The following is a 15,632-nucleotide window of genomic DNA, read 5'->3' on the forward strand; positions in this document are numbered from 1 at the left end:
CGGTTAGGCCCGCGTCACTACACTGTCGCTCATGCCTCGACCCGTAGCCCTGATCACCGGGCCGACGTCCGGGATCGGCGGGGGTTACGCACGGCGCTTCGCACGAGACGGCTACGACCTGGTTCTGGTCGCCCGCGACGTCGACCGGCTGGCCAAGCTGGCGGCCGAGCTGGAGGGCCACGGCGGCCGCGTCGAGATCCTGCCCGCGGACCTGGCCGACGCGGCCGGCCGCGACAAGGTCGCCGAGCGGCTCGCCGCGGGCGTACGGGTCCTGGTCAACAACGCCGGCTTCGGCACGTCCGGCGAATTCTGGACGGCCGATCCCGCGCTGCTGCAGGCGCAACTCGACGTCAACGTGACCGCGGTCCTGCAGCTCACCCGCGCCGCGGTGCCCGCCATGATCGCCGCCGGCGCCGGGACCGTCATCAACGTCGCCAGCGTCGCGGGGCTGGTGAACGGGCGGTCGTCGACCTATTCGGCTTCCAAGGCGTGGGTGATTTCGTTCAGCGAGGGCCTGGCCGGCGCGCTGGACGGAACCGGGGTCGGCGTGCACGCGGTCTGCCCGGGGTTCGTGCACACCGAATTTCACGCCAGGGCCGGGATGGACATGGCCAAGCTGCCGCCGTTCCTGTGGCTCGAGGTCGACGACGTGGTCGCCCGAAGCCTGGCCGACGTCGCGGCCGGCAAGGTGATCAGCATTCCGGGCCTGCAGTACAAGGCGATCGTCGGCGCCGGGCGGCTGCTGCCCCGCGGGTTGGTGCGCGCCGCGACGAAACGGGTCGGCGGCCGTGACCGAAGCTGACCGCGAGGAGCTGGCCGACCTGGTGCGCCGGCTGGCGGTGGTGCACGGCCGGGTGACGCTGTCGTCGGGCAAGGAGGCCGACTACTACGTCGACCTGCGCCGCGCCACCCTGCACCATCGCGCCGCCGCGCTGATCGGCACGCTGATGCGCGAACTCACCGCCGACTGGGACTACGCCGTCGTCGGTGGCCTGACCCTGGGCGCCGATCCGGTCGCGACCGCCATCATGCACGCGCCCGGGCGACCCATCGACGCGTTCGTCGTGCGCAAGTCGGCGAAAACCCATGGGCTGCAACGGCTTATCGAGGGCTCCGAGGTCTCCGGCCGGCGGGTCCTGGTGGTGGAGGACACCAGCACCACCGGCAACTCCGCGCTGACGGCGGTGCATGCCGTGCAAGACGCGGGCGGCGACGTGATCGGGGTGGCCACCGTGGTGGACCGCGCCACCGGCGCCGCCGAGGCCATCGAAGCCGAGGGAATTCCCTACCGCAGCGTGCTGGGCCTTGCCGATCTGGGGCTGGGCTAGGCCGCGAACCGGATGCGCCGCCTCATCGCCGTACTGGCCTGCGTGGCCGTATCACTAATGGGCTGTTCGGGTTCCGGCCATCCGGCCCGGGCCTACGGCGCGCAGGCCGCGCGGCTCGGCGAATCGCTCGCGCTGCTGGGCTGGAACATGTCGGTGTCGAACCTGCGCTGGGACGGCGATTATGTGCTGGTCGATGTCGACGCGTCGCCCAGCGACCCGAAGGCGCCGCACGCCAAACCCGAGGACATTCGCTTCGGGCTCTACGGCGCGCTGGCGCACCCGTTGGAGTCGGCCGCTCTGGGCGGCTGCGACGACGCGGTCACCAGCGTGCACGACATCCAGCACCCGCTGTCGGCGCCGCCGAACCGGCTCACCGGCACGGTTTGCCTTGGGCCGCTTAAGGATCGGAGCCAGGTCCGCGGCGTGTACGGCTACTCGCCGCGCGACCGCATCCCGAACACCTCGGCGGCCTACCCGGCGGCGTTTCCGGTGGGGTTGCCGCCGACCAACGCCAACGACACCGGCCTGACCGTCAAGACCGTCAGCTTGTCGGGCTGGCGCGCCGACGGCGCCCCGGTGACGAAGGAGCAGCTCGGCGACCCCGCGGCATTCAACGGCAACGGTTACATGCTGCTGGGTCTGGAGGCCACCGGGCTCGCGGACCGGTATCGCGACGACTCCGCCAAGCGCGGCGGCCCGCTGATGCTGCTGGCGTCGCCGACCCTGCCGGGGCGGGGCCTGAACCCGGCCTGCGCGGCGTACGGGTCGTCGGTGCTGATCCTGCCCGACGCGTCGTTGGACTCGGTGCGCGTCAACGCCTCGCTGTGCACCCAGGGCGAAATCAACGAGGCGCTGCTGTACGCGACGGTGGCGGTCGACGGCACCCACGCCGGGGTGTGGACGCAGCGGTGAGCGATCCGGGGCCCACCGAATGGGGAACGACGACCGGCGGCGTCGGCCCGTGGCGGGGCGACCCCCCCACCGACCCGCGGTATGACCCAAACCTGTTGCGAGAAGGCGACACCCGAAATGTCGTCGACGCCTACCGGTACTGGACCCGCGACGCGATCATCGCCGACATCGACACGCGCCGGCACCGGCTGCACGTGGCGATCGAGAACTTCGGCCACGACGCCAACATCGGCTCGGTGGTGCGCACCGCCAATGCCTTCGCGGTCGACACCGTGCACATCGTCGGGCGGCGGCGCTGGAATCGCCGCGGCGCCATGGTGACCGACCGGTATCAGCGGCTGTGCCACCACGACAGCACGGCTGGGCTGCTGGAGTTCGCGGCGGGCGCCGGTCTGACCGTGGTCGCCGTCGACAACGTCCCGGGCGCGCGGCGCCTGGAGGAGACGTCGCTGCCGCGGGATTGCCTGATGGTGTTCGGCGAGGAAGGCCCGGGCATCACCGACGACATCCGCGCCGGCGCGGCGGTCACGGTGTCGATCGCCCAGTTCGGCTCGACGCGCAGCATCAACGCCGGCGTCGCCGCCGGGATCGCGATGCATGCCTGGATTCGCCAGCACGCGGACCTGTCGCGCGCCTGGTAGCGGCCTCCACGCTCAACTCCACAGCGTCACATGCACTTTCGGCCGAAACCTCGTCACGCCGACGCCGCTGCCGCGGATCATCGCCTGGGTGCAGCGCGGCGTGGTGATGAAGCGGACGAGCTCGGACACGGCGGGTTGCCGCACCGACGGCCCCAGCGTCGCCGCACACCACTCGCCCGACCGGTCCAGGCCGGGACCGGTCACCCGGGTCAACCGCCCGGCCGCGAGGTCCTTGGCGACGGCGAAACCGATCGTCAGCGACACACCGCCGACCCGCTGCACCTCCTCGAGCGCGGCGGCGTCGCTCTGAAAGATCCGCTGATTCGATTCCGGAATGCCCAAGTCCCGCAACATCTTTGCGACCTCACCGTCCGCTCCGCCCGCGGACGGGCCCAGCATCCACTGCTGCTGGCGCAGCAGCGCGGCAGTCGGAACGCCAACGGCCAGTGGGCTGTTGGGCGGCACGACGGTGATGATCTGGTATTTCAGGAACGGCCGCACGAAGAGCGCGTCGCCCGGACCGGGCGAACCCTCGCCGGCCGGCCCGATCGCGATGTCGACGGCGCGCGAGCAGATCAGATCGCGGAACCGGCTCGTCGGATGCACGCTCAGCTCCACCGACAGGTCGTCGGCCCGCGACGAGAACAGCTCGATCAGCCCGGGCGCCGCGTGCTCGGCGAACGCGGTGGACGCGGCGATCCGCAGCAGCCGGCGCCCGTGGGCGGCCTCGGTGACCTCGATCGCGGTTTGCTGCTGCAGCCCCAGGATTTCCACGGCGCGGCTGGCCAGCCGCAGCCCGCCGGGCGTGAACGCCAGACCCGCGCCCGTCCTGGTGAACAGCGGGTCGTCGAGCTCCTTGCGCAGCGCCGCCACCAGCATCGAAACACCGGCGTCGGAAACGCCCAACTCCGCGGCGGCGGCGCGCACCGAACCCAACCGCACCACCGCCGAATAGGCCCGAAGTTGAGCCGGAGTCACGCCATGAGCTTACGTTTAATGCGTGCGTGACGTCCTTGCCGACCTGATGGCGATCTGGCGCGCCGGCGATACCGCGGGGCTGGGCACGGTGGTGCGCACCTTCCGGTCGGCGCCGCGCCCGCCGGGCGCCTCGATGCTGGTGGCGCCGGACGGTGCGGTGACGGGCTCGGTGTCGGGCGGCTGCGTGGAGGGCGCGGTCTACGAACTGGCCGGCGAGGTCGCCAGCTCCGGGACCCCGCGGCTGGAGCGCTACGGGATCAGCGACGACGACGCGTTCGCGGTCGGGCTGACGTGCGGCGGCATCATCGACGTCTTCGTGGAGCCGGTGTCGCGATCGACGTTCGCCGACCTCGGCGCGGTGGCCGACGACATCGGCGAGCACCGCCCGGTGGCGGTCGCGACCGTCATCGCGCACCCCGACGCGCAATGGGTCGGGCGGCGGGTCGTGGTGCGGCCCGACGCGGTCGGCGGTTCGCTGGGGTCGCCGCGCGCCGACGACGCGGTGGCCGACGACGCGCGCGGCCTGCTGGCGGTGGGCCGCAGCGACGTCCTCAAGTACGGGCCCGACGGGCAACGCCGCGGGGAGGGCATGGAGGTGTTCGTCGCCTGCTACGCGCCGCGCCCGCGGATGCTGGTGTTCGGCGCCATCGACTTCGCCGCGGCCCTGGCGCAACAGGGATCGTTCCTCGGCTACCGCGTCACCGTGTGCGACGCCCGCGAGCTGTTCGCCACGCCGGTGCGCTTCCCGACCGCCGACCAGGTCGTCGTCGATTGGCCCCACCGCTACCTCGCCGCCCAGGCGGAGGCGGGCGCCATCGACGCCAGCACGGTGATCTGCGTGCTCACCCACGACCCGAAATTCGACGTCCCGGTGCTCGAGGTGGCGCTGCGGCTCCCCCAGGTCGGCTACGTGGGGGCGATGGGCTCGCGCCGCACCCACGACGACCGGATGAACCGGCTGCGGGCCGCGGGGCTGACCGACGCCGAGCTGGCCCGGTTGTCCAGCCCGATCGGGCTGGACCTCGGCGCCCGCACCCCGGAGGAGACGGCGGTGTCGATCGCCGCCGACATCATCGCCAAGCGCTGGGGCGGCGGGGGCCGCCCGCTGACCGAGACCGGCGGACGAATCCACCACGACGCCCCGGAGCCGCAGGTAGCGGGCGAGTTCAGCGATCACTTAACTCGCCATTGACGCCCCAGTGTGACGCGGCCCACACTGCTCCCATGCAAGTACCTGGGCCCTTCGAATACGAACGCGCGACCAGCGTCGACCACGCCGTCGGACTACTGGACCGGTTGGGGGAGGGCGCACGCGTGATCGCCGGCGGGCACAGCCTGCTGCCGATGATGAAGCTGCGCATCGCCAACCCCGAATACCTCGTCGACATCAACGACCTGGCGCCCGAGCTCGGCTACGTGATCACTGATCCGACCCTGGTGCGCGTCGGCGCCATGACCCGCCACCGCGAGATCCTGGAGTCCGACACCCTGGCCGCCGGGTGCCCGATCTTCCGTGACGCGGAACGCGTGATCGCCGACCCGGTGGTCCGCAACCGCGGCACCCTGGGCGGCTCGCTGTGCCAGGCGGATCCTGCCGAGGATCTCTCGACGGTGTGCACGGTGCTGGGCGCGGTGTGCCTGGTGCGTGGACCGTCGGGGGAACGCGAGATCGCGATGGACCACTTCATCGTCGGCCCGTACGAGACGGCGGTCGCCCCGAACGAGATCCTGATCGAAGTGCGAATCCCCGTGCGGCACAGGACGTCCAGTGCATACGCAAAAGTGGAACGGCGCGTGGGTGACTGGGCCGTCACCGCAGCGGGCGCGGCCGTCACACTCGATGACGGCTCGATCGCCGCCGCTCGGGTGGGCCTGACCGCGGTGAACCCCGAACCGGCCGCGCTGGCCGAGATCTCGGTGGCGCTGGTCGGTCGGCCGGCCACCGACGAGACGTTCGCCGAGGCGGGTCGCCTGGCCGCCGCGGCCTGCGAGCCGGTGACCGATGTTCGCGGCACCGCCGACTACAAGCGCCACCTCGCCTCGGAACTCACTATCCGCACGTTGCGCACCGCGGCCGAACGAGTGCGCGGGCAGAGGAGCTGACCATGCAAGTCAACATGACCGTCAACGGCGAGCAGGTGACCGCCGAGGTCGAACCCCGGACGCTGCTGGTGCACTTCCTGCGGGATCAGTTGCGGCTCACCGGAACCCACTGGGGCTGCGACACCAGCAACTGCGGGACGTGCGTGGTCGACGTGGACGGCGTGCCGGTGAAGTCCTGCACGATGCTGGCCGTGATGGCGTCCGGCCACAGCGTGCGGACCGTCGAGGGTCTGGCGGTCGACGGCCAGCTCGACCCGATCCAGGAAGGCTTCATGCGCTGCCACGGGCTGCAGTGCGGCTTCTGCACACCGGGAATGATGATCACCGCCCGCGCCCTGCTGGACCGCGATCCCAACCCCGACGAAAAGACCATCCGGGAGGCGATCTCCGGGCAGATCTGCCGCTGCACCGGATACACGACGATCGTGCGCTCCATCCAGTGGGCTGCGAACAACTCCACCGTGAAGGCCGAGTCATGACCACCATCGAGTCCCGCCCGCCCTCGCCCGAAGACACCGCCGACAACGACCAAAAGCCATGCGGCCACGGCCGGATGCTGCGCAAGGAGGATCCGCGCTTCATCCGCGGCCGCGGCACCTACGTCGACGACGTCGCGCTGCCCGGCATGCTGCACCTGGCGATCCTGCGCTCGCCGTACGCGCACGCCCGCATCGCCGGCATCGACACCACTGCGGCGCAAGCACATCCGAAGGTAAAGGCGGTGGTGACGGGTGCGGACCTGGCCGAGAAGGGCCTGGCCTGGATGCCGACGCTGTCCAACGACGTGCAGGCCGTCCTCGCCACCGACAAGGTGCGATTCCAGGGCCAGGAGGTGGCGTTCGTCGTCGCCGAGGACCGGTACTCGGCCCGCGACGCGCTGGAGCTGATCGACGTCGACTACGACCCGCAGGACCCCGTCGTCGACGTGCGAAAGGCGCTCGACCCGTCGGCACCCGTCATCCGCACCGACCTCGAGAACAAAAAAGACAACCACATCTTCGACTGGGAGACGGGCGACGCCGCCGCCACCGACGCGGCGTTCGCGCACGCCGACGTCGTCGTGAAGCAGGAGATCGTCTACCCGCGCGTGCACCCCGCGCCGATGGAAACCTGCGGCGCGGTGGCCGATTTGGACCCGGTGACCGGCAAGCTCACCCTGTGGACCACCTCGCAGGCGCCGCACGCGCACCGCACGCTGTACGCGTTGGTCGCCGGCCTGCCCGAACACAAGATCCGGGTGATCTCGCCCGACATCGGCGGCGGCTTCGGCAATAAGGTGCCGATCTATCCCGGTTACGTGTGCGCGATCGTCGGCTCCCTGCTGCTGGGCAAGCCGGTGAAGTGGATGGAGGACCGCAGCGAGAACCTGACGTCCACGAGCTTCGCCCGCGACTACATCATGGTCGGCGAGATCGCCGCCACCAGCGACGGCAAGATCCTGGCGCTGCGGTCCAACGTGCTGGCCGACCACGGCGCGTTCAACGGCCAGGCGGCGCCGACGAAATACCCGGCCGGCTTCTTCGGCGTGTTCACCGGCAGCTACGACCTCGAGGCCGCCTATTGCCACATGACCGCGGTGTACACCAACAAGGCGCCCGGCGGGGTGGCCTACGCGTGCTCGTTCCGGATCACCGAAGCAGTGTACTTCGTCGAACGGCTCGTCGACTGCCTGGCGTTCGAGCTCAAAATGGACCCGGCCGAGCTGCGGTTGCGAAACCTGTTGCGGCCGGAGCAATTTCCGTACCAGAGCAAGACCGGGTGGACGTACGACTCGGGCGACTACGAGGCCACCATGCGCAAGGCCATGGACATGATCGGCTACGACGCGCTGCGCGCCGAACAGAAGGAGCGGCGGGCGCGCGGCGAGCTGATGGGCATCGGGATGGCCTTCTTCACCGAGGCCGTCGGCGCCGGCCCGCGCAAGGACATGGACATCCTCGGCCTCGGCATGGCCGACGGGTGCGAGCTGCGCGTCCACCCGACCGGCAAAGCCGTTGTGCGGCTTTCGGTTCAGAGCCAGGGGCAGGGGCACGAGACGACGTTCGCGCAGATCGTCGCCGAGGAGCTCGGCATCCCGCCCGACGACATCGAGGTGGTGCACGGCGACACCGATCAGACCCCGTTCGGGCTCGGCACCTACGGCAGCCGTTCGACGCCGGTGTCCGGCGGCGCGGCGGCGCTGGTGGCGCGCAAGGTGCGCGACAAGGCGAAGATCATCGCGTCGGGCATGCTCGAGGTTTCCGTCGCCGACTTGGAGTGGGAGAAGGGCTCGTTCCACGTCAAGGGCGACCCGTCGGCGGCGGTGACCATCCAGGACATCGCGATGCGCGCGCACGGGGCCGGTGACCTGCCCGACGGCATCGAGGGCGGCCTGGACGCCGAGGTCTGCTACAACCCGTCGAACCTCACCTACCCCTACGGCGCGTATTTCTGTGTGGTGGACGTGGATCCGGGCACCGCGGTGGTCAAGGTGCGCCGCTTCCTCGCGGTGGACGACTGCGGCACCCGCATCAACCCGATGATCATCGAGGGCCAGGTGCACGGCGGCATCGTCGACGGCATCGGCATGGCGTTGATGGAGATGATCGCGTTCGACGAGGAGGGCAACTGCCTCGGCGGATCGCTGATGGACTACCTGATCCCGACCGCGGTCGAGGTGCCGCACCTGGAGACCGGTTTCACGGTGACGCCGTCGCCGCACCACCCGATCGGCGCCAAGGGCATCGGCGAGTCGGCCACCGTCGGATCGCCCCCGGCCGTGGTGAACGCGGTGGTGGATGCGTTGGCGCCGTTCGGGGTTCGCCACGCCGACATGCCGCTGACGCCGTCCCGGGTCTGGGAGGCCATGCAGGGCAGAGCGAGGCCCCCGATTTGATGACCATCAGCGAGCGGGCGCGGCAGCTGTTGGCGGCACGGACGCCGTTCGTGCACGCGACCGTGGTCCGCGCCCAGCCGCCCACGTCCTCCTACGCCGGGGACGAGGCAATCCTGTTGGCGGACGGCACGATCGAGGGCTTCGTCGGCGGCCAGTGCGCCCAGAATTCCGTCCGCAAGGCGGCGATGGGCGCGCTGCAAGCCGGCGAAAGCGTGCTGTTGCGGGTGCTTCCCGACGGCGACGTGCACTTCCCCGAGGCCCCCGGCGCCTGCGTCGTGGTCAATCCGTGCCTGTCCGGCGGGTCGCTGGAGATCTTCCTGACGCCGCAGCTGCCGGCCCCGCTGATCCGGGTCTACGGCGCCACGCCGATCGCCGACGCGCTGGCCCAGGTGTGCGCCGTGCTCGGTTACGACGCCCGCCGCGACGGCGACCTCGCCTCGGGGGAAACAGCCACCGCCGTCGTGATCGCCAGCCACGGCGGGCCGGAAGCCGAAACCATCAGGGCCGCACTGGATCACGGCGTTGGATACATCGGCCTGGTGGCCAGCAAGGTTCGCGGCGCCGCGGTGCTGGACTCGCTCGACCTCTCCCCGGAGGAGCGGGCCCGGGTTCACACCCCGGTCGGGCTGGCCATCGGCGCCAAGACCCCCGCCGAGATCGCGGTCGCGATCGCGGCCGAACTCATCGCCGGCATCCGCGGAGGGCTGCGCCGCGCGGCCGTCCCGGACCGCCCGGCCGAGGCGGTCGATCCGGTGTGCGGCATGACGGTGACGATCGGTCCCGCCACCGAGCACCTGCACGTGGCCGGCGCGGACTACTGGTTCTGCGGTGCGGGATGCCGCGCCGCGTTCGCCAACCGGCCAGCCGGCGCATGACCGCGCCGCACGTCACCGGCGTCGTGCTGGCGGCCGGCGGTTCGCGCAGGCTGGGCTCGCCCAAACAGCTTCTGCCCTACCGGGATACCACCCTGCTCGGCGCCACCCTGCGGACGGCCCGCGGCGCCGGGTTCGACCAGCTCATCGTCACGCTCGGCGGCGCCGCCCAACAGGTGCGCGACGCGGTCTCCCTCGAGGGGGCCGACGTGGTGGAGGTAGACGACTTCGGCACCGGGTGCGCGGCCTCGCTGCGCGCCGCGCTGGAGCGGGTGGACCCCCACGCCGCCGGCATCGTGCTGATGCTCGGCGATCAGCCCGGGATCGATCCGGCAACGCTGCGGCGGCTCGCCGCCGAAGGCGCGACAGCCGACATCACCGTGTGCCGTTACGACAACGGCATCGGTCATCCGTTCTGGTTGGGCCGCAGCGTGTTCGGCGAACTCCGCGAACTGCACGGCGACAAGGGAGTGTGGAAGCTCATCGACTCGGGCCGGTACCAGGTGCGCGAACTGGCGATAGATGGTCCGATCCCGCTCGACGTCGACACGTGGGACGACTACCACCGGCTGGTGCAGTCATGACGTTCACCGATGTCGACGACGTCGTCGCCCGCTTCGACGCGCGCGACTACCTGCTAGACACGGGAACGGCCTCGGCGATCTACCTGGCGACCACGCTCGGCCGCCCGCTGCTGCTGGAGGGCGAACCGGGCGTCGGCAAGACCACGGCGGCCAAAACCCTTGCGGCGGTGCTGGATACCCCGCTGGTCCGGCTGCAATGCTACGAGGGGTTGACCGCCAGCGAGGCGCTCTACGACTGGAACTACCAACGCCAGCTGCTGTCCATCCGGCTGGCCGAGGCCAGCGGCAGGGGCATCGAGGAGGCTGACCTCTACACCGAGGCCTACCTCGTCGATCGGCCCATTCTGCGTTGCGTGCGGCACCGCGGCGCGGCGCCGCCGGTGCTGCTGATCGACGAAATCGACCGCGCCGACGACGAATTCGAGGCGCTGCTGCTGGAGTTCCTCGGCGAATCCGCGGTCACCGTCCCCGAGCTGGGCACCTTCGTCGCGGAGCGCCCGCCGATCGCGGTGCTGACCTCCAACCGCAGCCGCGACCTGCATGACGCGCTGCGACGGCGCTGCCTGTACCACTGGATCGACTACCCGGAGCCGGCCCGGGCCGCCACCATCGTCCGGCGGACGGTGCCCGGGGCCACCGCGCCGCTGATCGAGCACGCGACGCAGTTCGTCGGGCGCACCCGCGAGCTCGACCTCGACAAGCCGCCCGGCGTGGCCGAGACGATCGACTGGGTCGCCGCCCTGGTGTCCCTGGGCGTGGCCGACCTGGTCGACGAGGGCGCCGCGGTCAGCCTGGGGGCGCTGGCCAAGACACCGGACGACCGTACTCTGATTCGCGACGCGTTCGCCGAATACAGCCGCACCTGAGAGGACCCACCGCATGAAGATCGCCAACCAGTTCACCGTCAGCGCGCCCATCGAGCAGGCCTGGGACGTGCTGTGCGACCTGGAACAGGTGATCCCGCTGATGCCGGGCGCGCAGCTGACCGGCCACGAGGGCGAGGACTACCTGGGCAAGGTCAAGGTCAAGGTCGGCCCGGTCACCAGCGAGTTCAGCGGCAAGGTGCGCTTCGTCGAGCTGGACCGCGACGCCCACCGCGCGGTCATCGACGGCAAGGGCAAGGAAGCGCGCGGCACCGGCAATGCCGCCGCCACCGTCACCGCCCAGTTACGCGAGGACGGCGACCGCACCAGCGTCACCGTCGACACCGATCTCAAGATCGTCGGCAAGCTGGCCCAGTTCGGCAGCGGCATGCTGCAGCAGGTTTCGGAGAAGCTGCTGGGCCAGTTCGTGGAATCGCTGGAGGCCGAACTGGCCGCGAAGAACGCGCCGGCCCCGGCGAGCGTCAACGGGCACGCCGCGGCCGAACCCGCTCCCGGGCCGCGCCACGCGGCCGCCGAGCCCGAGCCCATCGACCTGCTCGACCTCGCCGGCGGCGACCAGCTCAAGAAGTACGGCGCCGCGGCGGCCGTCGTGCTGGCCGTGCTGGTGCTGATCTGGGTGCTGCGCCGCCGGGGCTAGCGGGCTCGTGAGCACCCCACTGCTGTTGCGGGGCGTCGACCTCGCGGCGTTCGCCGCCGCGCTGGTGGCGCGCCTGCGCGGCGCGGGGGTGCTGGTGTCGGCCAACGGGCCGGCCGACTTCGTGCGGGCGCTGCGCCGGTTGGTGCCGGACACCACGTCGGCCCTGTATTGGGCGGCCAGGCTGACGCTGGTCAACCGGATGGAAGACCTGGTCGCCTTCGACACCGTGTTCGAGGAGGTGTTCGGCGCCGCCCGCCCCGAAGCCGCGGCGGGTCCCGAATCGGTCCTGCCCCTCCCTGGGCCTAAGGCGCCCGGGGCCGGCACGCTGCGTCCGGCGGCAAGCCGATCGGGTGGCGGCCCCCACGGATTGCCTTGGGCCGCAAGGACGGTGGCCGGCGACGACGGCGGAGCGGCGAGCGTCCTCCTGCCTGATCTCCTGCCCAGCCGCATCGCCGCGCGCGCCGACGAACCGTTCGACCGTTTCGACGCCCAAGACCTTCGCCTGCTCGGCTCCTGGCTGGAGGCGACGGTCGCGCGTTGGCCGCGGCGCCGCAGCATGCGCTTCGAGCCCAGCGCCGGCGGCAAGCGGATCGACCTGCGGGCCACCATGAACGCGTCGCGCGCGACGGGCTGGGAATCCGTGATCCTGGCGCGCACGCGGCCCCGCCGGCGGCCCAGGCGGGTCGTCCTCGTCTGCGACGTGAGCCGCTCGATGCAGCCCTACGCCGCGGTCTATCTGCATTTGATGCGGGCGGCCGCGTTGCGCCAGGCGCGCATCCGCCCCGAGGTGTTCGCGTTCTCGACGTCGCTGACCCGGCTCACGTCGGTGCTGTCGCACCGCTCGGCCGAGGTAGCGCTGCAGAAGGCCAACGCGAAGGTCACCGACCGCTACGGCGGCACGTTCGTCGGCCGCAGCCTGGGCGCCCTGCTGGCGCCGCCCCACGGCAACGCCCTGCGCGGCGCGGTGGTGATCATTGCCTCCGACGGCTGGGACGCGGATCCGCCCGACGTGCTCGCCCACGCGATGGCCAGGCTGCGCCGCCGGGCCGCGACGCTGGTGTGGCTCAATCCCCGTGCGGCGCAAGGCGACTTCCAGCCGGTGGCCGGGTCGATGGCCGCCGCCCTGCCCTATTGCGACCTGTTCCTGCCGGCGAACTCGCTGACGGGGCTGCGCGAATTCCTGCTGGCCCTGGCTAGCCCGGCATCGCGGCGATGAGCTGCTCGGCCGTCAGCGGCAGCGAGCGCACCCGCACGCCGAGCGCGTCGTACACCGCGTTGGCGATCGCGGCGGCCGTCGGGCCCTGGGCGCACTCGCCGATCCCCAGCGGGGGGTTCCCTTGTCCAGCAACCAATTCGACGTCGACCGCGGGAACCTCGGAGAACCGCAGGATGGGGTAGGTCTCCCAGGTGTCGCTGGTGACGTTGAACTCGTCGAACCGCACCCGCTCCTTGAGCGTCCAGCTGGTGGCCTGGATCGCGCCACCCTCGATCTGGTTGACCGCGCCGTCCGGGTTGATGATCAGCCCGGCATCCACCGCAATCACCAGCCGGCGCACCCGGACCTCCTCGACCGCCTCGACCTCGGCCACCACCGCGCAGTAGGCGCTCGAATTCTTGTACCGCGCATAGCCGATGCCGCGACCGACGGCCTCCCGTGGCGCCCACGATTCCCAGGCGGCCCGCAAAGCCGCGGCCCGCAGCACCGCCCGCCCGCGCGGATCCGACAGGTGCGCCAACCGGAACTTGACGGGATCCCGGCCCGCGGCCACGGCCAACTCGTCCATGAACGACTCCGCGGCAAAGACATTGACGAAGGCGCCCAGCGAACGCAGCGCCGAGGTGCGCAGCGGCATCTCGGTCAGCAGGTGGTTGATCACCCGGTAGGACGCAAAGTCGTAGCCCGGCACCGAGTTACGCCCGGTGCCGCCTCCCCACTCGACCGGCGGCTCGCCGCCCGCGCGGATCGGCTCGCCACCGGCGCGCTCGCTCGCCGCCAGCAACGCCGACGTCGGCGTCGTCCCCGGGCGCCCCATGTAGCTGCCGCTCCAGATCTCGTGGCGCCAGTCCACCACGCCGCCGTCGTTGCCGCACTCGGCGGCGATCTCGACCACGGCCGCGGGACCGAAAGGCGCCCAGGCCAATTCGTCGGCGCGCGACCAGACCACGTGCACCGGACGCCCGGGCACCGCCCGGGCCAGCAGCGCGGCGTCCATGGCGGCGTCGTCGGCGCCGTTGTGCCCGTAGCACCCGGCCCCCTCGACGTGGCGCACCACCACCCGGTCGACCGCAAGGCCGAGCGCGGACGCCAGTTCGCGCCGCAGCACGTGCACGCCCTGGCTGTGCGACCAGACCTCCAGCCGGCCGTCCGGGTGGGACAGCGCCGCCGCCGCCGACGGGCCGATCGAGCCGTGCGCCAGGTACGGGCGGTGGTAGCGCGCCGAATGCGAACTCGCTGAACTAACCTGCACCCCAGCCTCTTTCGACGCCAGCACCGACGTCTCGGCCGCCGCCGACACCAGGAACGACGGCAGGTCGTGCTCGTCGGGCAGCGTCGCCCGCCGATCCCACGCGGCGCCGCCGCGCAGCCGCTCGGCGGCGCGCACCGCGACCTCCTCCCGTTCCGCGATCACCCCCAGGAACTCGCCGTCGCGCACGACGGTGAGCACGCCCGGCATCGCCAGGGCCGGGCCGGTGTCGACGTCACGCAGCGTCGCCCCGCGCGACGGCGGGCGAACCACCCGGCCGTACAACTGCCCGTCCAAAACCAGGTCGTGCAGGTAGCGCGGCCGCCCGGTCAGCTTGTCCGGCAGGTCCAGCCGCGCGACGTCGGTGCCGACCACCGCGTAGGCCGACTCCGGCTTGGGCGCCGCCACGCCGGTGGCCTCCCGATCCAGCAGCGCGTCGTCGGCGAGCTCCCAGTAACTCGTCGCCACCCCGTGCGGGCCGGTGATCTCGCCGTCGTCGACGTCCAGCTCGTCGGGCGCCACGGCCAGCTTGGCCGCCGCGGCCTCCACGTAAACCGCCCGCGCCTCGGCGCAAGCCTGGCGCAGCGCCGCGCCCGACTGCTGGATCGAGCGGCTGCCGGCGGTGAAGCCCTCGTCGGGGCTGCGATCGGTGGCCGCGGCGGTCATCCGCACGCGGGCGATGTCGACGCCGAGTTCCTCGGCGGCGATCTGCGCCAGCGCGGTCAGCACGCCCTGACCCAGCTCGACCTTGCCGGAGCGCACCTCCACGACGCCGCCCGGGTCGATCCGAACCCATTCGCCGAGAACGGGATTGGCCGCCAGGGACTCCGGCAGGTCACCCATCCAAAGACCCCCGCAGCTCGGCTCCGGCGCTCAGCACCGCCGCCACCACCCGGTTGTGCGAGCCGCAGCGGCACAGGTTGGGGTCCAGCGCCGCGCGCACCTCGGCCGCAGTGGGGTCGGGGTTGTCGGCCAGCAGCGCCGCGGCCGCCACCACGATGCCCGACATGCAATACCCGCACTGCGCCGCCTGCCGCGCGATCAGAGCGCGCGAAACCGGGTGGGGCTCGCCGTCGTCGCCGAGCCCCTCGACCGTGCGGATCGACCGGTCGCCCACCGACCACAGCGGGGTGTCGCACGAGTAGATGGGACGGCCGTCGGCCAGGACAAAACAGGCGCCGCACAACCCCACCCCGCAACCGAACCGCGTTCCCTTCAAGCCCAGGTGGTTGCGCAACACGTACAGCAGCGGTGTGTCGTCCTCGGCGTCGACCTCGTGGCGCCGCCCATTGACCGTAAGAATTCGCATGGACTCCAGCATCCTCCGCCGCGGCGCTAGGGCAGGATCGACAG

15 protein-coding genes and 1 pseudogene are annotated in these 15,632 nt (G+C 71.6%); 13 read left to right on the top strand and 3 right to left on the bottom strand.

The window, feature by feature from the left end; genetic code table 11:
• The first annotated feature begins 31 nt into the window (after positions 1-31).
• From AC5Y5E_RS10965 to AC5Y5E_RS10980, 4 genes are read left to right on the top strand one after another with little or no spacing between them, the layout of a single operon-like run.
• The gene (locus AC5Y5E_RS10965; RefSeq protein WP_499903002.1) at positions 32-802 is read left to right on the top strand and encodes an SDR family NAD(P)-dependent oxidoreductase; all 771 of its coding nucleotides are present in this window, start codon (positions 32-34) and stop codon (positions 800-802) included.
• Positions 789-1,328 (top strand): orotate phosphoribosyltransferase, encoded by a 540-nt coding sequence (pyrE, locus tag AC5Y5E_RS10970; protein WP_499903003.1) that lies wholly within the window; start codon positions 789-791, stop codon positions 1,326-1,328. The genes AC5Y5E_RS10965 and pyrE overlap by 14 nt, the downstream gene beginning before the upstream one ends.
• Before the next feature lie 12 nt (positions 1,329-1,340).
• Positions 1,341-2,240 carry a hypothetical protein gene (locus AC5Y5E_RS10975; RefSeq protein WP_499903004.1) on the top strand — a complete coding sequence of 300 codons (900 nt, stop codon included), beginning with the start codon at positions 1,341-1,343 and terminating at the stop codon, positions 2,238-2,240.
• Entirely contained in the window at positions 2,225-2,881 is a 657-nt protein-coding gene (locus AC5Y5E_RS10980; protein WP_499903005.1) for a TrmH family RNA methyltransferase, read from the top strand. Before AC5Y5E_RS10975 ends, AC5Y5E_RS10980 begins: the two co-directional genes overlap by 16 nt.
• A 12-nt stretch (positions 2,882-2,893) precedes the next feature.
• On the opposite strand, the gene AC5Y5E_RS10985 is transcribed toward AC5Y5E_RS10980, so the two are convergent.
• Positions 2,894-3,859, bottom strand: a complete 966-nt coding sequence (locus AC5Y5E_RS10985; protein ID WP_499903006.1) for a LysR family transcriptional regulator — start codon at positions 3,857-3,859, stop codon at positions 2,894-2,896.
• Positions 3,860-3,881: 22 nt separating this feature from the next.
• Between AC5Y5E_RS10985 and AC5Y5E_RS10990 the strand changes: the two genes are divergently transcribed.
• The 9 genes and pseudogenes from AC5Y5E_RS10990 to AC5Y5E_RS11030 all read left to right on the top strand — a co-directional run bounded on the left by AC5Y5E_RS10990 (position 3,882) and on the right by AC5Y5E_RS11030 (position 13,030).
• Positions 3,882-5,051 (top strand): XdhC family protein, encoded by a 1,170-nt coding sequence (locus AC5Y5E_RS10990; protein ID WP_499903007.1) that lies wholly within the window; start codon positions 3,882-3,884, stop codon positions 5,049-5,051.
• A 32-nt stretch (positions 5,052-5,083) separates the two neighbouring features.
• Entirely contained in the window at positions 5,084-5,962 is an 879-nt protein-coding gene (locus AC5Y5E_RS10995) for an FAD binding domain-containing protein (RefSeq protein ID WP_499903008.1), read from the top strand.
• Between the two features lie 2 nt (positions 5,963-5,964).
• On the top strand, positions 5,965-6,441 hold the full coding sequence (locus AC5Y5E_RS11000) for a (2Fe-2S)-binding protein (protein ID WP_499903009.1): 477 nt from the start codon (positions 5,965-5,967) through the stop codon (positions 6,439-6,441).
• On the top strand, positions 6,438-8,837 hold the full coding sequence (locus AC5Y5E_RS11005) for an aerobic carbon-monoxide dehydrogenase large subunit (protein ID WP_499903010.1): 2,400 nt from the start codon (positions 6,438-6,440) through the stop codon (positions 8,835-8,837). The genes AC5Y5E_RS11000 and AC5Y5E_RS11005 overlap by 4 nt, the downstream gene beginning before the upstream one ends.
• Positions 8,837-9,588 (top strand): annotated as a pseudogene (locus AC5Y5E_RS11010) (XdhC family protein); the annotation flags it as partial. The gene AC5Y5E_RS11005 and the pseudogene AC5Y5E_RS11010, both read left to right, overlap by 1 nt.
• Before the next feature lie 120 nt (positions 9,589-9,708).
• Positions 9,709-10,293, top strand: coding sequence for a nucleotidyltransferase family protein (locus tag AC5Y5E_RS11015; protein ID WP_499903289.1), 585 nt, complete (start codon positions 9,709-9,711; stop codon positions 10,291-10,293).
• On the top strand, positions 10,290-11,159 hold the full coding sequence (locus tag AC5Y5E_RS11020; protein WP_499903011.1) for an AAA family ATPase: 870 nt from the start codon (positions 10,290-10,292) through the stop codon (positions 11,157-11,159). Before AC5Y5E_RS11015 ends, AC5Y5E_RS11020 begins: the two co-directional genes overlap by 4 nt.
• Positions 11,160-11,172: 13 nt before the next feature.
• Positions 11,173-11,814 (top strand): SRPBCC family protein, encoded by a 642-nt coding sequence (locus tag AC5Y5E_RS11025; protein ID WP_499903012.1) that lies wholly within the window; start codon positions 11,173-11,175, stop codon positions 11,812-11,814.
• Positions 11,815-11,821: 7 nt separating this feature from the next.
• Positions 11,822-13,030 (top strand): vWA domain-containing protein, encoded by a 1,209-nt coding sequence (locus tag AC5Y5E_RS11030; RefSeq protein ID WP_499903013.1) that lies wholly within the window; start codon positions 11,822-11,824, stop codon positions 13,028-13,030.
• Here AC5Y5E_RS11030 and AC5Y5E_RS11035 read toward each other — a convergent pair.
• Positions 13,008-15,122 (bottom strand): xanthine dehydrogenase family protein molybdopterin-binding subunit, encoded by a 2,115-nt coding sequence (locus AC5Y5E_RS11035; protein WP_499903014.1) that lies wholly within the window; start codon positions 15,120-15,122, stop codon positions 13,008-13,010. The genes AC5Y5E_RS11030 and AC5Y5E_RS11035 overlap by 23 nt on opposite strands.
• Positions 15,115-15,588 carry a (2Fe-2S)-binding protein gene (locus tag AC5Y5E_RS11040; RefSeq protein WP_499903015.1) on the bottom strand — a complete coding sequence of 158 codons (474 nt, stop codon included), beginning with the start codon at positions 15,586-15,588 and terminating at the stop codon, positions 15,115-15,117. Before AC5Y5E_RS11040 ends, AC5Y5E_RS11035 begins: the two co-directional genes overlap by 8 nt.
• Positions 15,589-15,632 lie beyond the last annotated feature (44 nt).

Source organism: Mycobacterium sp. NGS54, assembly GCF_059812465.1.